The 21,055-nt window shown below is 50.0% G+C and carries 21 protein-coding genes; 16 read left to right on the top strand and 5 right to left on the bottom strand.

Annotated elements, in window-relative coordinates; genetic code table 11:
• The first annotated feature begins 6 nt into the window (after positions 1–6).
• The 5 genes from AC0YNS_RS20015 (at position 7) to AC0YNS_RS19995 (ending at position 4,337) form a co-directional block, all read left to right on the top strand.
• A complete protein-coding gene (locus AC0YNS_RS20015) occupies positions 7–1,641 on the top strand; it encodes an ArnT family glycosyltransferase (protein ID WP_475782739.1) in 1,635 nt (544 codons plus the stop codon).
• Positions 1,628–2,620 carry a glycosyltransferase family 2 protein gene (locus tag AC0YNS_RS20010; protein WP_475782738.1) on the top strand — a complete coding sequence of 331 codons (993 nt, stop codon included), beginning with the start codon at positions 1,628–1,630 and terminating at the stop codon, positions 2,618–2,620. Before AC0YNS_RS20015 ends, AC0YNS_RS20010 begins: the two co-directional genes overlap by 14 nt.
• Complete coding sequence (locus AC0YNS_RS20005; RefSeq protein WP_475782737.1) at positions 2,617–3,027, top strand: GtrA family protein; 411 nt, start codon at positions 2,617–2,619, stop codon at positions 3,025–3,027. Before AC0YNS_RS20010 ends, AC0YNS_RS20005 begins: the two co-directional genes overlap by 4 nt.
• A 440-nt stretch (positions 3,028–3,467) precedes the next feature.
• The gene (gene infC / locus AC0YNS_RS20000; RefSeq protein ID WP_090978498.1) at positions 3,468–3,953 is read left to right on the top strand and encodes a translation initiation factor IF-3; all 486 of its coding nucleotides are present in this window, start codon (positions 3,468–3,470) and stop codon (positions 3,951–3,953) included.
• A 261-nt stretch (positions 3,954–4,214) separates the two neighbouring features.
• Complete coding sequence (locus AC0YNS_RS19995; protein WP_475782736.1) at positions 4,215–4,337, top strand: hypothetical protein; 123 nt, start codon at positions 4,215–4,217, stop codon at positions 4,335–4,337.
• Here the strand turns inward: AC0YNS_RS19995 and AC0YNS_RS19990 are convergent.
• The 5 genes from AC0YNS_RS19990 to AC0YNS_RS19970 all read right to left on the bottom strand — a co-directional run bounded on the left by AC0YNS_RS19990 (position 4,334) and on the right by AC0YNS_RS19970 (position 8,015).
• Positions 4,334–4,555, bottom strand: coding sequence for a hypothetical protein (locus tag AC0YNS_RS19990; protein ID WP_475782735.1), 222 nt, complete (start codon positions 4,553–4,555; stop codon positions 4,334–4,336). The genes AC0YNS_RS19995 and AC0YNS_RS19990 overlap by 4 nt on opposite strands.
• Positions 4,556–4,653: 98 nt before the next feature.
• On the bottom strand, positions 4,654–5,736 hold the full coding sequence (locus tag AC0YNS_RS19985; RefSeq protein ID WP_475782734.1) for a hypothetical protein: 1,083 nt from the start codon (positions 5,734–5,736) through the stop codon (positions 4,654–4,656).
• Positions 5,737–5,760: 24 nt separating this feature from the next.
• Entirely contained in the window at positions 5,761–6,762 is a 1,002-nt protein-coding gene (locus tag AC0YNS_RS19980; RefSeq protein ID WP_475782733.1) for a hypothetical protein, read from the bottom strand.
• A complete protein-coding gene (locus AC0YNS_RS19975) occupies positions 6,759–7,685 on the bottom strand; it encodes a helix-turn-helix transcriptional regulator (RefSeq protein ID WP_475782930.1) in 927 nt (308 codons plus the stop codon). Before AC0YNS_RS19975 ends, AC0YNS_RS19980 begins: the two co-directional genes overlap by 4 nt.
• Positions 7,686–7,826: 141 nt before the next feature.
• Positions 7,827–8,015 (bottom strand): hypothetical protein, encoded by a 189-nt coding sequence (locus AC0YNS_RS19970; protein WP_475782732.1) that lies wholly within the window; start codon positions 8,013–8,015, stop codon positions 7,827–7,829.
• Positions 8,016–8,173: 158 nt separating this feature from the next.
• Here AC0YNS_RS19970 and AC0YNS_RS19965 point away from each other — a divergent pair, with 158 nt between their 5' ends.
• The 11 genes from AC0YNS_RS19965 to AC0YNS_RS19915 all read left to right on the top strand — a co-directional run bounded on the left by AC0YNS_RS19965 (position 8,174) and on the right by AC0YNS_RS19915 (position 20,992).
• Complete coding sequence (locus AC0YNS_RS19965; protein ID WP_475782731.1) at positions 8,174–8,668, top strand: hypothetical protein; 495 nt, start codon at positions 8,174–8,176, stop codon at positions 8,666–8,668.
• A 143-nt stretch (positions 8,669–8,811) separates the two neighbouring features.
• The gene (locus AC0YNS_RS19960) at positions 8,812–8,934 is read left to right on the top strand and encodes a hypothetical protein (protein ID WP_475782730.1); all 123 of its coding nucleotides are present in this window, start codon (positions 8,812–8,814) and stop codon (positions 8,932–8,934) included.
• 19 nt (positions 8,935–8,953) lie between these two features.
• Entirely contained in the window at positions 8,954–9,634 is a 681-nt protein-coding gene (locus AC0YNS_RS19955) for an HAD-IA family hydrolase (RefSeq protein WP_475782729.1), read from the top strand.
• 237 nt (positions 9,635–9,871) lie between these two features.
• Positions 9,872–11,641, top strand: coding sequence for an S-layer homology domain-containing protein (locus AC0YNS_RS19950; RefSeq protein ID WP_475782728.1), 1,770 nt, complete (start codon positions 9,872–9,874; stop codon positions 11,639–11,641).
• Between the two features lie 18 nt (positions 11,642–11,659).
• Positions 11,660–14,287: a hypothetical protein gene (locus AC0YNS_RS19945; RefSeq protein ID WP_475782727.1), complete on the top strand. Its 2,628-nt coding sequence runs from the start codon at positions 11,660–11,662 to the stop codon at positions 14,285–14,287.
• A 77-nt stretch (positions 14,288–14,364) separates the two neighbouring features.
• Positions 14,365–15,354 carry a BadF/BadG/BcrA/BcrD ATPase family protein gene (locus AC0YNS_RS19940; protein ID WP_475782726.1) on the top strand — a complete coding sequence of 330 codons (990 nt, stop codon included), beginning with the start codon at positions 14,365–14,367 and terminating at the stop codon, positions 15,352–15,354.
• A gap of 21 nt (positions 15,355–15,375) precedes the next feature.
• Positions 15,376–16,113: an SIS domain-containing protein gene (locus AC0YNS_RS19935; RefSeq protein WP_475782725.1), complete on the top strand. Its 738-nt coding sequence runs from the start codon at positions 15,376–15,378 to the stop codon at positions 16,111–16,113.
• A complete protein-coding gene (locus AC0YNS_RS19930) occupies positions 16,110–17,789 on the top strand; it encodes a protein O-GlcNAcase (RefSeq protein ID WP_475782724.1) in 1,680 nt (559 codons plus the stop codon). The genes AC0YNS_RS19935 and AC0YNS_RS19930 overlap by 4 nt, the downstream gene beginning before the upstream one ends.
• 24 nt (positions 17,790–17,813) lie before the next feature.
• Positions 17,814–19,130, top strand: a complete 1,317-nt coding sequence (locus AC0YNS_RS19925) for an ABC transporter substrate-binding protein (RefSeq protein WP_475782723.1) — start codon at positions 17,814–17,816, stop codon at positions 19,128–19,130.
• A 104-nt stretch (positions 19,131–19,234) separates the two neighbouring features.
• Positions 19,235–20,116: a carbohydrate ABC transporter permease gene (locus AC0YNS_RS19920; RefSeq protein WP_475782722.1), complete on the top strand. Its 882-nt coding sequence runs from the start codon at positions 19,235–19,237 to the stop codon at positions 20,114–20,116.
• Positions 20,117–20,137: 21 nt separating this feature from the next.
• On the top strand, positions 20,138–20,992 hold the full coding sequence (locus AC0YNS_RS19915; RefSeq protein ID WP_475782721.1) for a carbohydrate ABC transporter permease: 855 nt from the start codon (positions 20,138–20,140) through the stop codon (positions 20,990–20,992).
• Positions 20,993–21,055: the final 63 nt, after the last annotated feature.

The raw sequence follows: 21,055 nt of genomic DNA, 5'->3' as shown, positions 1-21,055 counted from the left end.
AGGATAATGATTAGTCAATCTCCTCCGCATCAGCAAAGTAAGTCGGACAAGCTGCTAGCTTGGATGTTGTTCGTATTCATAAGCCTGACCGCGTTCGCGGTAGGATTCTATATCAGCTATACGCAGGGGTACATGCATTCCGATTCTGTCAGTCGGGTCGCTAATGCTTTCTATGTTCTCTATAGTCGGGATCCCCATCTTGGCGCGATCGGCTTCGTCTGGACGCCGCTGCCAAGCTTGTTGGATCTTGTCGTTCTGCTGCTCTATCCCTTGTTTCCGGCTCTTGCGTCTCACGCGCTTGCTGCCGTCGTTGTCAGCAGCATCTTCTCGGGACTCGCTGCCATGTTGATCTACAAGACGGGAATTCGGTTCGGTTTGCCACGTTGGTTAACGCTGAGCATCGTGATCCTGTATTCCCTGAACCCGTTTATCTTCTTATTCGGCGTCAATGGCTTAAGCGATTCTCCTTATTTATTGTTCCTGCTGTATGCCATGATTCAGTTTACGGATTGGATGGAGCGGCGGGACTCGACCGGGTTGGTGAAAGCGGGTTTTGCTTTAGCGCTCGCATTCTGGACGAGATATGAAGCGGTACCGGTCGGGTTCGCGATGGCGTGCGCGGTATTCGTGGTCATCTGGTTTATTTTCGGTCATGCCCATCCGGAGGAATCGAGGAAACTTCGATATAAGCAGAAGTATCATCATATCGAAGCGACGTGGATTCTCCTGCTGCTTCCAGCCGTATTCTCGGGACTCATTTGGATTTTCTTTAACTATACGATCATGCACAATCCGCTCTATTTCTTGAACTCGGAATATTCGAATGTCGCGCAATCCGATTCACTCAAGGCAGACGCTAACTTCGAGAAAATATTCAATAGCCCAATCCTAGCGCTATGGCTCTGCATCAAGAAAACAGCGTGGTTCTCTGCCCCGCTTATTGGTGTAATCTTACTTAGATTGATGAACAAGCGACTCTTCAAGTGGGACATCGTGGTTCTTGTTCTCGTCTTTTGCTCGATCCCTGCTTTGCAGTTTTTGCTGCTGCTAAACTCTTCTTCCTTTGCCTGGTTCCGTTACTTCATGTACGTGTATCCGATAACGGTAGCCTGGTTGCCTTATGAATTAAGCAAAGTGAAGATCAACTTCCGGAATTGCGCCGTTGTGCTGACCAGCCTTGTCGTGACGGTAGGGCTGCTCACCTATGCCTTGACGAATCCGCTCATTGCGCCGGATGAGAATACGTTCCTCACGTATAAGCAGGGCAGGCATATCAAGAGCATTCAATTGGATCGTTCGGTAGCCAAATGGCTGGACGAGAACCTGAAGAACGATACGATCCTAACCGACAGCGCCGCATCGTTCATGATCATCGTGAACAGCAAATATCCGAAACGGTTCATGATTACGAGCGATTATGATTTTCGAGATGCCGTTACGGATCCGAAGGGAAATGGGGTCGATTATATCTTAATTCCTCGGTTGCCCGTGTATAGTACGATTAATAAAACCTATCCGAATTTATTCGAGCATGGCAGCGAGTTTGCCACGTTCTACAAAAGTTTTGAAGATCCGATGCAACGTTATGAATGGCGATTATACAAGGTGGTAAAGGGGGAACAACCAATTGAAGAACATTGAAATCTCAGTCGTGATCCCCGTCTATAACGAAGCGGTTCATATTGCCGATTCGCTCCGAACCGTAACGGAACAATTGCAGAAAACGACATCCTCATTCGAAATCATCGTCATTGATGATGGCTCCCGGGACGGGACTTGGCACGAGCTGTCGGCGCTTAGTCAGCAATTGCCCGAGTTGTACTCCTACCGGCTAAGCCGCAACTTTGGCAAAGAATACGCGCTTTGTGCCGGCTTGGATCAAGCGAGAGGAAGAGCCGTCATTATTATGGACTCTGACATGCAGCATCCCCCGAGCCTGCTAGCCCAGATGATCCATCTTTGGAGGCATGAGGGCAAACAAATCGTGGAGTGCGTCAAAGTAAATCGCGGCAAAGAACGATTCGACAAAGCGCTTGGCGCCTCTATCTTTTACCGTTTATTGAATCGATTATCCGGACTCGACCTGCGCGGCGCCTCCGATTTTAAACTATTGGATCGCAGGATCGTAGATGCGTGGAGGCTGATGCCCGAACGAAACACGTTCTTCCGAGGGATGACCGCATGGGTCGGTTTCGAACGCGCGCAAATTCCTTTCGAGGTGCCGGAGCGGGTCGGGGGCAACAGCCAGTGGAGCCTATTTAGCCTCATTAAACTTGGAGTGCAAGCAATCGTTGCTTTCTCCTCCATCCCGCTGCGAATCGTAAACTTATTCGGTGTTATTTTCTTGATCGGTTCCGCCCTCTTGGGTATTCAAACGTTGGTTCGTTATTTCACGGGTACCGCCGTAAGCGGATTTACGACCGTTATTCTGCTCCTTCTCTTTACGGGTAGTCTCATCTTAATCTCGCTTGGTATAATAGGAGAGTACATGGCGTCGATCTATATGGAAGTCAAGGGAAGGCCTCGCTATTTCATCCGTGAAGCAGCATATGGAGCGGCCTCCTCGAAAGAGTCGTTAGACTATCGTGCGGAAGTGGCCGCGAGCATTGAGGAAACATGAAACTTAAGATCATGATCAAGTATGGTGTTGTCGGCGTTATCGGAACGGCGCTTCACTTTATGCTGCTTATTGCATTGGTCGAACGTTTTCAACTCCATCCGGCGCTGGCATCGGCAATCGGCTTTATTGCGGTATTAGTAGTATCTTATTATTTGAATCGAACTTGGACGTTCTCCTCCGCCCGGACTACCGGATTACGCTCGATCGTCAAGTATACGGTCGTGTCCGTAAGCGGATTAATGTTAAATACCGGCATCATGTATGTCTCGGTTGAGGCATTGCACTTCCGCTATACCGTCGGCCAGCTGCTGGTCACGGTTGTCATCCCTCTGTTTAACTTTGTCCTGAATTATTACTGGACGTTCCGCAGTGAGGAGAAGGCGACATTGTCGGTTGAGGAAGCCTGATCTTGAATAATACTATGTTTAACGGGGAACACCTGTATAGGGTGTTCAGGCTGCCCGAGAAAGTCATCTCGACAGCCAATTTTATTGTCTATAAACCATGAATAATAGGTGTAACGGTTGTCAGAGTGGCTATTTCATGTAAATTAGCCTGTTTGAAACGCTAACGGTTGTGACAGACGTTATTGGCAGCAAATGGGTCGATTCCTAGTGGAAAACGTGCAAATAAGCTCGCTGGCAACCGTTAGAAAATACATAGGGCTTTTTTAGGCTAAATAACCACTGTCACAACCGTTAGCGTTGGCATGTCAATAAGCACACGCTCATCAGAGCGGTGTGATTATTTGTTGAAGAGTTAGTTACTGGTTTGAAACATATAGTGATTATTCAATAGAACAGAATTTGTACTATCTAGTTCTGATAGAGAGGAATGGTCATCGGTTATGATCGTAAATGAGCAAATTAAAGCATCCGAGGTTCTGTTAACGGGGTTAAACGGCGAGTCGCTGGGCGTTGTCTCTCGTGAGGAGGCGCTGGCGCTTGCAAGAGAGTATAAGGTTGATTTGGTCTGCACATCGCTGATGAGCAGCCCTCCGCCTTGCACGCTGATTAGCCGCGGCGCAGCCAAGGAATCAGCGGCTGCGGCGAAACGTGAAGAGCGGAAGAAGGATCAGCCGCTTAAAGCGAAGGAAATCCGCCTGACGCCGCATATCGAAGAGCATGATTACGACACGAAGCTGCGCCAGTGCGAGAAGCTGCTCGCTTCCGGCAACGCTGTTGATCTTGTTGTCCGCGTTCAAGGGAAGGAAGGACCCAAGGCGAAGGAGCTGCTTGAGCAGCTGTTAAAGGACCTTTCCGGAAGCGGGAAGAAGGAAACGGGCATTCAGCTGAGTGGCAAACAAGCTGCGGTACGCGTACTGCCGTTGTAAACAATAGAGGGGCATCCGTTTGGTTGGCGGATGCCCCTTTGTCTATTTGTCTGGCATGTTGAGTGAGCGTTCCAATAGGGGCTGCCGCCGTTAGAAATGTTGCAGCAAATGCAGCATTTACCCCACTGAGAGGTGTGGATGTGACCAGTTGTTGCATAGTAGGCAACATTTGCTCGAGGAATGGCCGCTGATTCGCAATTGGAGCAGAGATTGTTGCATTAACAGCAACATTTCCTCGGCGAAGGCTCTTTTCCCAAAGAAATGTTGCAGAAAATGCAGCATTTCAACAATCTGCCAACTGCAACTGCAACTGCAACTGCAACTGCAACTGCAACTGCAACTGCAACTGCACCTGCAGCAGCAGCTTGCCAAATCTCAGGTTAGAACGAATGTCCGTCTGAATGACTGGAATAACGCTGCTCATCGTCATTATCCGCGCCATCGAAGGCATGCTGGACTTTGTCGACGATTTCTTCAATGGCATGGCTGATCATGTCCAGAGGACTGGTGTCTTGATGGTCTAACGGCGTATTGATGCCTGCCGCCGTGTTAGAGGTTTCGTTGTATGCTTCTCTGTCTTGGTACTGCTCCCGGTTACGCATTGCTTAGGCCCACCTTTGCTTGGAGTATACATGTCACAAATCACTCCTATTGTGCCCCGCGATTCCTGGATACAACCAAAATAAGAAACAAGTTCCAATTACCGCAGAGCAATGTCATGAAATCGGTTATGGACCGTTTCCCGCATGAACTGCTTGATGAGCGTTATCGCTTCTTGTTCGTGGTCTCGTGCTTCCCGAAGCAGAGAGACTAGACGGTTCGCATGTAAGGCGGCGTCTGCACCGGGGCTGGCGCCACCGCCAGCATCAGCATTAATAACATCACCGCCTACCTCACCATCAGCACGAGCTTCATCCCCGTTCACGCCGCCATCATCCCCGTCGATTGTACCTGCCAACGTCTCCGACAGCTGCCCGAAAATTTCACTCACCTTAACATAACAAGCGGCGATCGGCTGACAGCCGGGCCAGATAAGTCCGAGCGCGTCCGTATACGCAGCGATATCTTGCTTGGCTGCGGCATACGTGCGGATCACCGCCACTGCTTCGGCCGAGTCGTATTCACCATGCCCCAGCACTTCGATCAGCGCGAGGTAAGCCTGCTCACCGCAGGCGTATTCGCTTGCCGGAAGCAGGGCATCATGCGACTCCCAGTAGTGTATCGCTTGCATGAGCGACTCCCGGTACACCTCATGCGAATCGAGCGCGATGTGATTTTCGATGAGTTGATAGTACCAGTAAGGGGAGTGACCGCTGCGACCGAAATCCGCATAAGGCAGCCGACTAAGCTCCCCGTCTGCTTCTGATCCATCGGCATACAGCAGAACCTGGGCATCATCATCGTACCCGGCGGCGATGACGAAGGCATCCTTCCAGAAGATCACACCTGCGCCGCGGTTAATGCTCTCTTTAATAGCCCGGAGTGTATGCTTCTGATAGAGAGGGAAGGCATGGTCAAAGTTGAAGCCCGCGTGCTGGGAGCTGGTCATGCCAATGAAATCGGCAGCGAGAAAATGCTCCGCGAGCCAGTTGTAAGCGGAAGTGGATGGAGCGGCCAGCCTGCGATGGACCGTAAACCGAAATCCCATCGAGGTCATTCCTGCCAGCATCGACTTGGATTGTGCAAAAAAACCTTGATGGACGAGTACAGCGTGCATCGCATCCATATAGGAAAGCGACTGCCTAGTGAGCTGTAAATGTGCAAGTTGTCTTGTCGGCGTCATGTGCGGCGACACCTCCTCCCTTAATTAGCGCGGCGTGGCAACGCCCCACCTGCGAATCGTTGAACGGCTCAAATCCGGATAGCGCTCGGAGATGGCTCGGAATACTGTAATTGCACGCTCCTCAAGCTCCTCAGCTTGATGCAGCAGATCGCATAAGACATCACGGCTCAAAGGATCAATATGTCTGCCTTTGATGCCATTCTCCATGATGCAGGACTTCATGCCGGGAACCAGCAGGAGTAACGCCTCGTAAGCGGCGGAAGCCTCCTCCAGCCCGCTAAACTCCCCCGAGACATCACGCAGATAAGAGGCGATTTCTTCGCGCGTGTACATATAGTCATCCATGATATAGACGGCGCCGCCTTCATCGTAATCTCCGCTTTGCAGTCCATTCCGCAAGAAGGTGTAAGCGAATTTACCGGAAGCGATATCGGTATTCGGTAAGGTCTTATAAGGGGTATCCCAGTCGTGAATGGCGAGCCGAAGCGATTCCAGCACCATATCCGGAATCGGAGGCTCAAGCCGCTCACCGAAAATCTGACAGTACCAGAAGCCGGTGAAGTTTAAGCCGAGATTATCGTATAGCACGATTGTATAGTCGGAGGAGTGTCCGTCTTGGATATAGAATACGGCATCCTCATCATCGTAACCGCAGATGACGCCAAACTCCGGAATCCAGTAGATGACCCCAAGCCCATCATCAAGCGATTGTTTGATCCATTTGACAGCATCCTGCTGATAATAAGCGAAGGTGGGGTGGCGAGTGCGACCTGCATCCCAAACGGTATAGAGACCTAGATTGCGAATAGCCGGGGAATGCTCGTCGCCCCATTGTCCATATGCGGATACCGAGAATGGCAGCAGCCGCTCATGGACCGTAAATTTGAAGGCCATTCCGGTGAGGCCGGCAAGCATATATTTAGGGCCTTCGAACAACCTCGCTGCCGATAATATCGCATGCAGGCTGTCGATGTACGACTTGGATTGCCGTTTCATGTTGATAGTTTCCAGCAATACACGTGTCATGTTTTCGCTGCGCCTCCTTCTCCTAATCGTTCCAGCGTACGTCTGCACAGAGCATCGAGCTGTTCTCGAAGCCACCTTGGTGCGAGCAGCGCCTCCCAAGCGGACACCATCAAATGATGGAGGAATGATTCAATTTCATGAAATTCAACGGTGTATAAGGCCTGTTCAGGCGTAGAGGTTCGTATCCGATACCCGTGCCAAGAATCCGAGGCGATTGGCTGAGCCAGCTTTACTTGGGCGGTGTAAGGCTTGCGCTGCGGTGATCCCGCAGAAGTACCGCCTGCGCCCCATTCCAGCGACTCTGCATCCATGGGCTCGAACCTCGCAGTCGTCACATCCACACTGCTGATGCCATCCAGCCTCAATAAGCGCTGCTTGTCAGCTTCTTCGCAATAGGCAATGACATAATCGCTGTTGTATTGACTCATCAGCTTGAGCGGGCGTATGGATAACTGCAGCAGCCCCGATTCATCCCGATAGGTGATCCTTACGACCAAATGCTGCGAAATCGCATAAGAAAGCCGCTCAAAGATGTGAATGAGCTGCGGATTCGTTTCAAAGATGGGCAGTCGCTGCTCCAGCTCTTCGGTCTCCTCTTCCGAGAAGCGTTCAAGCAAATGCGCGACACGGTTGACCGATGCCGCATTATCATAATTGTACTGTCGGTAGCGGTAGGCTAAATATTTTAACACCTTCTTCTCCTCGTCGGTCATATAGAGCAAGGGAAGCGCGTATGTTTTATTCTCGTAGCAATATCCGCGGTATTTAGCGACATAAAGCAAGGGGGCTGAGAGCGAGTAGGTCAAATACTCGATATCGCGCTGCGCCTGGCGCTTCGAGATTTCGAATTGCTGAGCCAGCTGCGTGCTGCTCGGGTACTTGCCTTCTCTGATCTGACTATCGAACCACCTGATTCGGTGCATGTTGCTCAAGTCGTACCCTCCTTTAATCAAACGTTCGCATGATGCATCTGTATGTATTACATCATCCGAAGCCTTCGACTGACAAGCAAAGTTTGAGTCCGAAATAGGCGCCCGCCCCCCTGATGGAGAACGGGCAGCTGTCTAACCGGTAATGCGATCTACGGAATCCTGCGGAGAGTGGATGCATCGTTTACATACTTTGACCGTAGATCCGTCTGTTTTAGCCCGAGGATAGAGCAGTTTGGTACGTGTTCTGCTGCAGACCGGACAAGTGCCGCGGCCGCGAGATGGAAGGCTCCACAGTGCACGCCCGCGTTTCGTTTTTGCCATTGGTAATGACCCTCTTTCGAAAGCTGAAGTGAATACAGGATTAAGTATAAAATAGCTGTTACGACATAAAATGTCGTATCAGTCCGTGATGTAAGTTTTGTCTTGCGTAGCTGCTGTGGTATAATCACAGCAAATATTACCGTTCCCCGGAGGCGATTATGCTCAGTTTTGACCAGAAGCTTTCGATTTTGGAGTCCTTTCCTGAGCTCAAGCGGAAGGACGTGTCACTCGGCCGTGTGAATTATCAGTATGATGAAAGCCTGTTCGATAAGAAAAATGTGGCGTTCCACCTGCACCCGAATGGAAATGGGTTCGTGTATGCCGGACATTTGCGTGGCTATGATACGGATGAGAAGGGGTTTGTGAACGTCCGCGGCTATGAAGCCGATGCGTTCCGTCAGTTGGTAGAGGAGTCGATTCGCTCTCTATCCTACCGTGCGCCGGAGCCGACATCGAAGAGCGCCAAGGCAGCTGCTGCCCCGCGCGGTGAGGTACATGCCTCGACGTGGTTCGGACCCGAGAAGCAGTCGCTGATTCTGAAGCATGAGGATGACCTGTGGTACGTGTATGCCGGACCGAACCTCGAAATGGTGCTCGAAACCTATGAAGAGGCTGAACAATATCTACAGGAAGAAGGCTTCTTCCTGCTATAATTGTCGCAATGAGAACCGTCAGCTGTGGAGGCTGACGGTTTTTAATTTTTATTGCGCGCGCTGACTATGAGCGACGCAGCTCGCGGCGCGGCATGCGGAATTTCGGCGATACGCCTGATCCGAAGGGGAGGCGTATTGGGGGCATGAGCAACCGGATGGCGATGCAGAATTTGGCGTGCGAGGTAGCGGCGTGCGATCGTTTTATTTTTGTGAAGTGGTCCTTCGCTATTTACATAAAGGAAGCCATTCGACTACGATCAGGGTAATGGAAATGGGGGAGATTCTATGTCGTCATCGACAATACGTGCAATTGTATTTGATTTCGACGGTACGCTGGTGGATACGGAATCCTGCGAGTATGACGCGTTTTGCAAGATTTATGAGGAGCACGGGCAGGTGCTCGAGCTGGAGAAATGGGCACTCTGCGTAGGAACAATAGGTGGACCATTCAATCCATATGATGATTTGCAGGAGCTTACGGGGAAGGCGCTTGATAAGACTGCGCTTAAGGAGCGCTTCAAAGTTCTGCATGACGAATCGCTTCGCGAAGTGAAACTCCGCCAAGGTGTTCTGGAGCTCCTGGAGGAAGCGAAGCAGCTCGGGCTGCGGATCGGTCTTGCTTCGAGCTCCGATCGGAGATGGATCGACAGGCATCTGAGGGAGCAGGGCATCGCTGATTATTTCGAGGCGATTTATACAAGAGACGATGTCGAGCTTGTGAAGCCTGATCCGGCGCTTTACCGGTTGGCCGTTGTGGCGCTTGGCGTACAGCCGTTTGAAGCTGTAGCGGTGGAGGATTCCCTGAACGGACTGAAGGCAGCAAAAGCTGCAGGGCTGAAGGCCATCGCGGTTCCGAATCCGATCACCTCGCACATGGATTTATCCCAGGCGGATATTCAGATTACAGGCTATGAGAATGAGACATTGGCGGGCCTTCTGGCACAGCTCCAAGCAGCAGCAAACTGAATAAATGCACAAGATTGAAACAGAGCCTTCCCAATCAGGGAAGGCTCTTTTATTTTCTCTTTAAAACCAGCGAGAATGCATATTATATAACAATTAAAATATGTATTAAAATAATTATTGAAATATGTAATAACCCAATCTATAATGAAGAAGTTGATAGCGCTTTCTAACAAGAATTGATGATCACATGGGGCCATTTGGTTTCAAGCAGCAGACATCACACAGGGGGGTAACAATATGAAAAGAAAGTTGAAGCAAGGCTTGGTTGTATCACTTTCAATCGCGACGACAATTGCATGCGCGCAATTTGCATCAGCGGACAAGTCTTCTACAGAAGCGATCCCGGCATGGGCATCATCTGAAATTAGCACATGGAAGACGCTTGGGCTGATCAAAGGGAATGATGACGGCACAATTAGTCCTAACCGTGCAGTTACGAAATCGGAGTTCGTTACCATGCTGAACCGGGTGTTCAACTTCTCCAAACAAAGCAACCAAACATTCAGTGATGTTCCTGCTTCTGCTTGGTACGCATCCGAAATTGCCAAAGCTCACGCAGCGGGCATCATTACCGGTGATCCAAGCGGCAAGATGGCTCCGCTAGAGAATCTCTCCAGAGAGAAAGCAGCACTTATTCTAAGCCGCTTATTCGAGGTTTCGGCTACAGCCGGCGCTGCCGGGTTTAAAGATGACAATCAAGTATCGCAATGGGCGAAGGATGCTGTCCATGCAATGAAAGCCGCAGGCTACATTGCAGGTACTCCGGAAGGACTCTTCCAACCGACTAAACAGCTTACACGCGCAGAAGCGATTAAGATGATTAACAATATCATGGGTACATTGGTAGCGGATGCGGACAAGCATTCGGACATTACAGGGAAGAACCTTGTTGTAAACACAGCTGGCGGCACCTTGTCAGGAGTTACGCTATCCGGCAATTTGTACATCACGCCAGGCGTTGGCGAAGGTAACCTCACCATCGAGAATGCCAAGATTGCGGGCACGATTTACGTACTTGGCGGCGGCGTGCATAGCGTCGAGCTTAACAACACGCAGGCAGGAAGCATTGTGATTAATAAAGAAGACGCAGCGGTTCGCGTCGTATTGAACGGTACTTCATCATCGACTAATGGCATTAGTATTCTCTCCGATGGTCGTGTTGAGAATACAACGGGCACAGCAGCTAATGTTACGGTTGCCGCAGGCACAAACAACAACGTTACACTGGTTGGTAAATTTGGCGATGTAACGGTCATTTCGGATACCAATGTGGGTATGGAATCGGCAACGGTAACCAACTTCTCCATCGCGAACACGGCGGCAGGGAGCACAGTAACACTCGATGCCGGCACGAAGGTTGAGAAGCTGAGCGTTGACGGTGCTGCCGAAGTGAAGGGTACAGGTAAGATTGCTGACGCAACGATTAACGCAAACGGCGTAAAGCTTGAGACTGCTCCGGAGAAAGTTACGGTTAAAGCGGACAGCGCTACAATTGGCGGCAAAGAAGTTAAAGGCGGCACGGCGCCAATTGAAGGCGGAGGTGGCGTAATTGGCGGCGGAGGCGGCACTAACGACGCGGACGTAAAGCAATTTACCTACGACTACGTGACAACGAAATTCGCTGATAACGGAGCACGCGGATATGTGAAGCTTTATCTTCAGCTAATGCAGGACCCGACGTATGATAAAACGGCCAATCCGGCAGCCAATGCGCTTCCGAACTTGGTGAATGCCGGTAACTACGTAAACGCGGATCTGGATATTAAGCCATCGATTTTTGCGGCGCTTCGCGGTGTTAATACTTCGGTTCTGAAAGAAGCAAGAGATTACTTGTGGCTCGGAACGGATTCCGGTGTTACCCGTGTGGACCTGGCGACCAATGAAATGGTTACCTACACGAAGGACAGCGGTGATCTGGCGGATAACAAAGTACTGCTATTGGTTGACGATGGCAAAACAGGTGTTTATGCAGTTACGGTAGACGGCGTATCACACATCATGGAATAGAAGAGGGGGAAATTAGACATGTCCAAACTTAAGAAACGTTCTAAAGTTCTTTCCGGCGTACTCGCCGCATCGATGTTGTTATCGCTGCCGGTTACCAATGTCTTCGCAGCAGATGCTCCTGCATCGGCAGTTAACTATTCACCGGTTCAGCTGCAAGCTTATCCGACTAAACAAGTGGTGTACTACACAACTGCCAATATTCCTAGCGGCCTTACTTGGGTAACTACCAAAACAGATCTGGTGTTCATTCCTTCCGGCAATCAGGCTGATGTCAATGTCGCGATCAAGGATGCAGACGGCGTATTCTGGATCGGTACGCAAAATGGTCTTCAGCGTGTTGATTTCACTGAAAAAGATGCACGTGACGTTGTGCAATACATGGCGGGCGCTCGTTACCTCTACGGCGCAGACGATAACGTTACGGGTCTTGCAAGCGATGGCGCAGGCGGAGTTTGGGTGCGAAATGCTATTGGTGCTACCCATATCACAATGCCGAAGAAGACGCTGCAAGAGAAATCGGCGATTTACGAGAAAATTACCAGTGACGTTCATACCAGACGCGGCATGGTCACTGGCACAACGGTTACGTTCACGGATGAAGGAAAGAACTATGTGGACTATAACTCCCCGACAGGTAAGTTTACTTCCACACCGTCAACTAGCGACAATGACGGCCTGTGGACAGCTATGTATGCCATGGGTGAAATATTCCGTTATCAAACGTTGAAAACGGAATATGCGAATCCGACTTTAGAGCAGCAAGCGGAAATCGATGTCGCTAAAGCGGCAGCGCTGAAAGCTACGAAAGCCGTACTTCTGCTGGATTATGTATCGGGACGCGGCAATGGATTCCCTGCTCGTTCGTACATGCTGACAAGCGAAGCAGGCGCGAAGACTTCTGACAATACAGATTATGGCTTCCAAAACACGAATGGCTTCTGGTTCCATTCCATTATGGATGGCTCCCCGAATCCGAATGCCATTGTTCCTAGTATGATTCAAGAAGGTAAAGAGCCAATTGGCTATTCCATCGTTCGCGTGACGAAGGATGCGATGGTCAAGAAGGGCGACACATTATTCCCATCTGGTGGTCATGGCGTACTCAATTATAATGGTGTCGGTTTGAGCCCGGATTCTATCCAAGCGTTAAACGCAGGCAGAACAGGTCTTCCGAAGCTCGGTACAGATCTGAAAACTCTCGTTGATACCTTTGAAGATGGCGATTACGAAGCACCGGTGTATCAAGTCATGCCCGTTATCACACAAAAGATAAAAGAGGAAACTGATCTCGGCAACACGGTAGACAAGAAGTATAAGGATGGGGATCAAAGCACATCTGCAGCTGATAAACCGTTGTTCCAATTGACAGTACCGATTTATGAGAAAATCCCGCAATTCTTTAACGACCTATTCCCGGAATCAGTAATCAAAGACGGCTATATCGATCAGAACCAGATCGTGTATAAAGCTGATACTTCTTCCGATGAAGTAGACGGTCACTATGCTCTGTTTATGACCGCATACAAATATTTGTGTGACGATGAGAGCGATGCGGACCTGGCTGAATTGAAAGATTATATTGCCGAAGCTACGGACCGTATGACGAACCTAATCATCGAGAACGAAAACTACTACATTAAAGATGCAACAGGCAAATCGACGCAATGGTCGAGATGGTCGTCCAAATACTTTAATGACAGCCTTTCGGTTATGGAAGGTCAGCAGCTATGGAACGCAAACGTAGGCGTAGACGACAAAGGTAACGATGCACTTTCGTACGGCTATGAAGATGGTCCGTTGAACGCGCTTGAAGTTATGGCTGCCTTCAAAACCGCTGCTTACGTTACAAAAGAGAACTACCCGGAAGATGCAGCGAAATTCGAAGCCGCATACGAGAAAGCCTTTGATGGCGATTACAGCAAAGAAGATGAATTTGAGAACGGTAAAGGCTATATCGCTATGGCATTGGATTACATCAAGCGTCGCGTTGTACGTCAAGCGACCACCGCTTATGACATTCTTGGTCAGAAGGTGGCAACAAGAGAACAAGTAGCCCCAGAAGATGGTTACGGTGATGCTGAAAGCTCAGATGAATACTCCAATATCAATGCGACTATTCACAATGACTGGACGCAATACATCAACTATTCCGACGAGGAGCTTGGCTGGTTCCCGGTTTATCAGCTGGTTGTTCTTGAGAAAGATAAAACCAGATATGACCTAATCGTAGCTGCCTTCGATCAATGGTTCGAGAACGAGAAGCGTGAAGAGAATCCATTCTACACATTCTTGTATCAGCTTGCGCATCCGGAGAAATCGGACGTGGATCTGGACTCTGCGGTTAGATTCCTCTACCGTATGCCGGAATACCGATTCGTGTTTACCGCGCGGTATGACCGTCAGGATGTGTTCTTCATTGAACCTGGTAATCGTGAAACGAAAGCGAACAATCAGACGAACTATGCACTTCCTACGGATGAGCGCAGAATTACGAAGGACAACAGCAACCCATTCTTTGTTGAAACACCTTATGCAGCTAATGAAAACTTCAATTACAAGAAGAATAACATGGAAGACGGTACACCGTTCACCCTTCCATACTGGCTCGGCCGCTACTACGGCATGATCAAAGAAGCTCAAAACTAAGACAAGCTAGAATGACCGGCCATAGAAGGGGATCAACTTGATCCCCTTCTCCATGGCTATGGCAGGAGAGAAATGGGATGGAGAATCGGAAGCTATTTCTGGGCATTGATGGTGGCGGAACGCGTACGACGGCGATCGTGTCCGATGATTCGGGCCGGATTCTGGCTGGCGCTACCGGACATTCCATCAATTATTATTCGGTTGGTATGGAACAAGCCCGTACGAACTGTGCGGCAATCATGAAGCAATTGCAAGCTGAGTATGGATTTGCGGAATACGATACTGCTTTTATAGGCATGTCGGCACTCGATCAAGAAGCAAGCGAGGAAGCGACGTTAGCATTTGCATCACCGATTATTCAAGCACAATCGATATACATGCACAGCGATTCGTATATCGCACTTATGGCGTTAACACTCGGCAACCCGGGAGGGCTGATTATCAGCGGCACCGGCTCAATGGCAGTTGCGATGCTGTCAAGCGGCGAGTTAAGCATTGTCGGAGGCTGGGGTTATCGACTTGGCGATGAAGGCAGCGCCCATGATATTGCCATGAACGGCATTAAAGCAGCCATTGCGAGTTATGAGCAACTCGGCGAAGAGACATACTTATCTCAACAGGTATTGGATTATTTTTCAATCGCGCATATGCGCGAATTAATCGACGTGTATTATAATCCCCGCATGGAACGCCATCTGATAGCAGGGTTTGCAACAGAAGTGGCCAAATGCGCGGAGCAAGGCGATAAGGTTGCGAGGCAAGTGATTGATCAAGCCGTTTATGACTTAGAGAAGCATGCGGACATGTTGGTGAAAAAGCTCGGTAACTTCGAAGGTGTCAAGATCGGTGTGTACGGTGGCGTTTTTCAACACAACCGCTATATATATGAACAGCTTAAAGGCAAAATCGAGTTGAAGCATAGCCATGTGAAGGTTGACCTGCTAGGCTTCCCCCCGGAGATTGGAGCGATTATCTGCTGCTTTCAGCGAACGGGAACGATGCTCACGGAAGATATTTTACAGCAATTAGGCACTACTTATCCGCGGCGTTCTACCGAATCGGCATAAATCAGAGAGAGGGGAATTACGGTGACGGCAGCATTACGATATTTAGCACAGCTAGAAGAGCTCCTTGCTTCGGTCATGGATAAAGAAATCCATGCGATACGTGAGGCGGCCGGGAAAATCGCTCATGCCTTCACGAACGGGGGCCGGCTGCATCTATTCGGTACGGGGCATTCGCATATGATGGCGGAGGAGATGTTTTACCGTGCCGGCGGTTTGGCCAACGTGAACCCGATCTTTCTGGAGGGGCTCATGCTTCACTCCAATGCACTGCAGAGTACGGAGCTTGAACGACTGCCGGGACTTGCGCAAATCATATTCGACCAACAGCAAACCTGCGATGGCGATGTACTGCTTATTGCATCCAATTCGGGACGCAATGCGGTCAATATCGAAATGGCTCTGATTGCCCGTGAACGGGGGCTGCATGTTGTGGCTTTGACTAGTCTGAAGCACTCCGAATCGGCAACGTCCAGACACAGCAGCGGTAAACTGCTTTACCAAGTATGCGATACCGTCATTGATAATCACGGCTCAATCGGTGATGCAAGCGTTGCGATCGACGGCTTCCCGCGCAGGGTTGCGCCAACGTCGACAGCAATTGGCGCTGCGATTGTCAATGCGATCGTGGCTGAGACGGTTGAGCTTATGGTGGAGGGTGGCTCGATGCCCGAGGTGTTTGCGAGCAGCAACGCGGATGGCGGAGACAGCATCAATCAAAGCCTAGTGCACAAGTACAGAGGGGTGATTCGAGCGTTATGAAACGGACTCTGCCAAGGACCATCACGATACAAGAAGCGACTGCGGTTAGTACGGCAGGCCGTGTGATCCAGAAGTGGTGCGAGCTGCATGAGAGCGAATGCCGGGTCACCGAAGAGCCGGCTGCGGCAGGAGAGCTCCGTATCGCGACCATCTCTGTGCATAACGAACGGTTCACTTATATCCGAGAGACGAGCACGTTGTCGGATGAAATTTTTCAGCTGGACATTCGCTCTGAGGGCGACGGCGATGGAAAGAATGTCGTCATTACCCATTCGGGGGAACGCTCCCTATGGTTTGCGCTCAACAAACTGCGTGTGCTCATGCAGGGCGATACGTTGACAAACGGCGTTATCTATGAGTATCCCTTGTTCCCGCTGCGCGGCATTATTGAAGGTTTCTATGGCGAGCCATGGGGGCAAGAGGAGCAGCGCCGAATGCTGCGGTTTATCTCATTATCCGGCATGAATACTTATTTCTACGGACCGAAGGATGATATCTATCATCGTGCTAAGTGGCGGGAGATGTATGACGCAGCATCCTACGAGCGGCTGAAACTGATATTCGCGGAAGCGAGTTCGCTATATCTTGATTTCTATTATTGCATTGGACCCGGCTTGTCGATGCGGTATTCCAGCAGTGAAGACCGTGCGCAGCTCATCTCCAAAATCAAACATATTCACGGTATCGGTATCCGGAAGTTCGGCCTGCTCTTCGATGATATTCCAAGCGAGCTGCAGCACGCGGAGGATCGGGAAGTCTACGAGGATCTCGTAGCTGCGCATATTGAGGTGACGCAGCAGGTGTACGCGGAACTCAAAGCTTTCGATCCTTCGATCCAACTGGTCGTCTGCCCGACTCAGTATCACGGCAAAGGCAATGAGTATTACGTATCGAAGCTTGGCCGGAATTTGGATCCGGGCATCGATATGTTCTGGACCGGACGGTACATTTGCTCCCGGGAAATAACGCTGCTTGAAGCTGCGACGTTCGTGCAGAACACCTACCATAAGCCGCTCTACTGGGACAACTATCCGGTCAACGATGTCGAAATGACCAATGAAATGCACATCGGACCTTACCGTGAGCGCGATCCGCATTTGTATCGTTTTACAAGAGGGATTATCGCTAACTGCATGGAGTATGCCGAAAGCAGTAAATTTGCAATTGCAACGATCGCGGATTATCTGTGGAATCCTGTGAGTTACGACCCGGAGAGTAGTTGGAAGCGTGCGGTACTGCAGATTGTGGGCGAGAAGGATTATAAGCCTTTTCTCGTATTTGCCGACAATGTGCTCTACTCCTGCTTGAACTTGCGAAATGCGCCGAGGCTGAACGAAGCAATCGAGCAGTTTTTATTCACGCATGATTTTGGCAGTCGCGAAGAGGCGTTTGAGCAAATAGATGCCTTTGTTGCGGAGCTGGGAGAGGCTGCGGCGCATCTGCTGCGCGGCATGGATAACGAGGCGGCCCACGATGAGATGGATCGTTGGATTCTGAAATTTGCAAATGGCAGCCAAATGCTGCAACTGGGTCTTGATTGTTTGAAGACGCCGAACCAGGTTTGCATGTCATCGTTTAAAAGTCAGTACGCTGCATTCAAGGCGGATCGGACGTATGTATTCGGCGATATCATTGATATTTTTGCTAACAAAGTGTTTGAAGAAGTCCGTGTTTAACTATCATATAGGGGGTCTCTTACGATGAAAAAAATGATGATGACGTTAAGTGCGGCAATGCTGGTTCTATCCGGTGCGGCAGGCTGCGGGAATGCGGATAACAAGGCTGCCAATGGCAATGAAGGCAATCAAGCAGCAAGTACGGAAGAGTTTACGCTTCGCATTGCAATGGGTTCTCCGGGCGAGAAGCTGATTGCGGTCTGGAACGAGCTTAAAGACGAGTATGAGGCGGCGCATCCGAATGTCACGGTTGATCTGAACTTCCAAGACGATGATATGTACCAAACGATTGGACTTCCGAACCTGCTGAACAGCGATAATGCGCCGGATATTTATTTTGAATGGGCCGGTCAGCGTCTGAAGATGCGCAATGACGAAGGCTACGCGGCAGATTTGACGGAAGCGGTTCAGCAAGAAGGCTTGAAGGATCGTTTCGTGGATTCGGATTACAACGGCATGAAGATCGATGACAAGGTATACATGATTCCAAGCAATGCAGACGTGACGAACGTCGTTTGGTATAACAAAGAAATCTTCAACAACTTGAAGCTAACCCCGCCGAAAACATGGGACGAGTTTATCGACGTGTCGAAGAAAATCAAAGCAGCCGACATTACGCCAATTGCCGTAGGCAACAAAGATCTGTGGGCAGGCGGCAACTGGATGGCGCATATGATCTCCCGCGTAGTAGGCGAGCAGGCATATGCGGACGCACTGACACTGAACAAGCCATTCAATTCGCCTGAATTCGTTAAGGCGCTTACCTATATTAAGGAACTGCGTGATAACGAGCTTGTGAACAAGAGCGCGAACGCGATTGCGGATAACGAAGCGGATACGCTGTTTATGAACGGACAAGCTGCTATGCACCCGATCGGCAGCTGGTTTGTATCGACTGCGATGGAAGAGGCGCCGGATTTCGAATATGACTTCTTCAATCTGCCTTCCATGCCGGGCGGCGCAGGGGATCAGTCCAGCGTGCTGGGCGTAGCAACAGGCTACATGATCAACAAGAAAACCGAGCATCTGCAAGCTGCGATTGATTTCATGAAGCTCTATGTATCCCCTGAAGCATCTGCGAAGCTGCTTGAGAACGGCATTACGCCGATGGCGAAAGGCTCAGTAGATCCTTCGAAGACCGATGCGCTTACTGTAAAGCTGAACGACATGCTGAAGAACGCGAGCGCGCTTGTATCGCCGCCGGATACGGGCTACAACCTGGAAATCGCGGATGCACTGAACTCCGCGACCTCCCAAGTGCTGGGTGGAGACAATACACCTGAAGCCGCGCTGGCGGAAGTGGATAAGAAAATTGCACATTTAAAGACGGACAAGAAGTAACTTTAATACACTTCGCCAAAATGTGGGATGCACTCGGAATTCGCGTTAAGCGATGCTCGGTGCATCCCTTTAAACAAACGAAACTCGAAATGAGGTCGCGGAACTTGAATAAGAAATGGCGTATTGCCCCGTATTTGTTTGTCGCCCCGGCTGTTCTGATGTTCGCCTTTGCGGTGCTGATCCCGATCGTCATGACCTTCTCCTTCAGCTTCTTCAAGTGGAAGGGATACGGCGAGATGAGCTTTGCCGGCTTTGATAACTACATTCGTGCTATTAAAGATCAGATCTACGTGATGTCGTACGTGCACATTTTCGAATATATCTTATTGACCATTGTGCTGGAAATTGTGGTTGGACTGGCGCTGGCCGGGCTGATTACGATGAATTTCCGCGGTACCGGATTGTTCCGCGTTGCTTTCTTCACGCCGATGATGCTCCCGATGGTTATCGTTTCGTACCTCTGGGCGTTCGTGTATAACGCCGATTTCGGATTGATCAACTCGCTGCTTCACTCCCTGGGGCTGGACAGCCTGCAGCATGTGTGGCTGGGCGAGAGCAAGACGGCTATGATCGCGGTATCAGTCGTCTCCGGATGGGTCTCCGCAGGCTTCTACATGACGATCTTCTATGCCGGGATCCAGCGTATTCCGAAGGAAGTGTACGAGGCTGCGCATTTGGATGGAGCAACGGAATGGCAGGTCTTCTTCCGTATCAAGATTCCAATGATCATGGATCTGATTGAAGTAGGTCTCCTGCTTTGTATCTTAGGCGGCTTCCAAGCCTTTGACTTGTTCTACGTCATGACAAACGGCGGACCAAACAACAAAACCGAAATCGTAACGACCTACCTAGTCAAAGTGGTGTTCAAGAACGGCGATGTCGGTTATGGCTCCGCGCTTGCTGTCCTGATGACGATTGTCATTACACTGATTGGGATTCTGTTCAACAAACTAAAGCCGAAGGATGCAGGGAAGCTGGAATATTAGGCGTGAAAAGGAGATTGTCCCATGAGTGCTACCGTATACAAAAGCAAACCAAGCTTTGTGAATAAACTATCATCCGCCGGCTATTATATCGGCATGTCCTTGTTGTCGCTCCTATTCTTCTATCCGATGTACTGGATGATTATTTCGTCCTTCAAGTCCAACAGACAGATTTTCTCCTCACCATTCTCGTTCCCGGAGAAGATTGATTTGAACAACTGGGTGCAAGCTTGGAAGGTCGGCAAGATGAACGTGTACGCGCTCAACAGCCTGATTACGACATCCGTAACCGTCGTCTTCATTCTTGTCCTCGCCGCGCTGGCTGCTTTCGCATTCAGCAAGCTGGAGTTTAAGGGCAGCAAATTGTTATTGGCGATGTTCGTACTCGGGTTGTTCATGCCGCTGCAATCCTATTTTATCGCGCAAAACTATATTTTCGAATATTTGAACCTGAAGGATACCCGCTTTGCCCTCATTATTCCATACATTGCGATGGGCTTGCCGCTTGCGGTATTTCTGCTCAAGGCGCACAACGACTCGCTTCCGAAAGAGCTGTTAGAGTCCTCGCGCATGGATGGCGCAACCGATTTTACGATCTTCTCGCGTGTCATGGTACCGCTCATGATGCCGGGCTTGTCCAGCGTAGCGATCTTCTCGGCGCTCAATTCCTGGAACGAGTTTCTGCTTGCGCTCTTGTATATTCAGAACGATAAACTGAAGACCATCCCGACAGGCTTGCTCGCCTTCTCCAGCCGTTACATTACGAACTATCACTTGCTGTTCTCCGCGCTTTCGATCGTGACGATCCCGATGATTCTGGTCTATGTGCTGTTCCACCGTCACATCGTAAGCGGTTTAACGGAAGGTTCACTCAAGTAGAATGTAGTGGTAGAATATAGGAGTATAAACATTGATTATTTAACCGATAGAGAGTGTGGTCCT

The organism is Paenibacillus sp. J22FR21, from assembly GCF_056269135.1.
The sequence above is the reverse complement of the archived record's forward strand: the minus strand, read 5'-3'. Positions and strand labels throughout refer to the sequence as shown.

What these genes read in the sequence shown, in the direction of transcription:
- AC0YNS_RS19925 (WP_475782723.1), top strand. Translation starts at nt 17,814, where the DNA reads ATGAAAAAAATGATGATGACGTTAAGTGCGGCAATGCTGGTTCTATCC.
- AC0YNS_RS20005 (WP_475782737.1), top strand. Translation starts at nt 2,617, where the DNA reads ATGAAACTTAAGATCATGATCAAGTATGGTGTTGTCGGCGTTATCGGA.
- AC0YNS_RS19995 (WP_475782736.1), top strand. Translation starts at nt 4,215, where the DNA reads ATGTTGCAGAAAATGCAGCATTTCAACAATCTGCCAACTGCAACTGCA.
- AC0YNS_RS19960 (WP_475782730.1), top strand. Translation starts at nt 8,812, where the DNA reads ATGAGCAACCGGATGGCGATGCAGAATTTGGCGTGCGAGGTAGCGGCG.
- AC0YNS_RS19980 (WP_475782733.1), bottom strand. Translation starts at nt 6,762, where the DNA reads ATGACACGTGTATTGCTGGAAACTATCAACATGAAACGGCAATCCAAG.
- AC0YNS_RS19950 (WP_475782728.1), top strand. Translation starts at nt 9,872, where the DNA reads ATGAAAAGAAAGTTGAAGCAAGGCTTGGTTGTATCACTTTCAATCGCG.
- AC0YNS_RS19930 (WP_475782724.1), top strand. Translation starts at nt 16,110, where the DNA reads ATGAAACGGACTCTGCCAAGGACCATCACGATACAAGAAGCGACTGCG.
- AC0YNS_RS19915 (WP_475782721.1), top strand. Translation starts at nt 20,138, where the DNA reads ATGAGTGCTACCGTATACAAAAGCAAACCAAGCTTTGTGAATAAACTA.
- AC0YNS_RS19970 (WP_475782732.1), bottom strand. Translation starts at nt 8,015, where the DNA reads ATGGCAAAAACGAAACGCGGGCGTGCACTGTGGAGCCTTCCATCTCGC.
- AC0YNS_RS19940 (WP_475782726.1), top strand. Translation starts at nt 14,365, where the DNA reads ATGGAGAATCGGAAGCTATTTCTGGGCATTGATGGTGGCGGAACGCGT.
- AC0YNS_RS20015 (WP_475782739.1), top strand. Translation starts at nt 7, where the DNA reads ATGATTAGTCAATCTCCTCCGCATCAGCAAAGTAAGTCGGACAAGCTG.
- infC (WP_090978498.1), top strand. Translation starts at nt 3,468, where the DNA reads ATGATCGTAAATGAGCAAATTAAAGCATCCGAGGTTCTGTTAACGGGG.
- AC0YNS_RS19955 (WP_475782729.1), top strand. Translation starts at nt 8,954, where the DNA reads ATGTCGTCATCGACAATACGTGCAATTGTATTTGATTTCGACGGTACG.
- AC0YNS_RS19965 (WP_475782731.1), top strand. Translation starts at nt 8,174, where the DNA reads ATGCTCAGTTTTGACCAGAAGCTTTCGATTTTGGAGTCCTTTCCTGAG.
- AC0YNS_RS19985 (WP_475782734.1), bottom strand. Translation starts at nt 5,736, where the DNA reads ATGACGCCGACAAGACAACTTGCACATTTACAGCTCACTAGGCAGTCG.
- AC0YNS_RS19945 (WP_475782727.1), top strand. Translation starts at nt 11,660, where the DNA reads ATGTCCAAACTTAAGAAACGTTCTAAAGTTCTTTCCGGCGTACTCGCC.
- AC0YNS_RS19990 (WP_475782735.1), bottom strand. Translation starts at nt 4,555, where the DNA reads ATGCGTAACCGGGAGCAGTACCAAGACAGAGAAGCATACAACGAAACC.
- AC0YNS_RS19975 (WP_475782930.1), bottom strand. Translation starts at nt 7,685, where the DNA reads ATGCACCGAATCAGGTGGTTCGATAGTCAGATCAGAGAAGGCAAGTAC.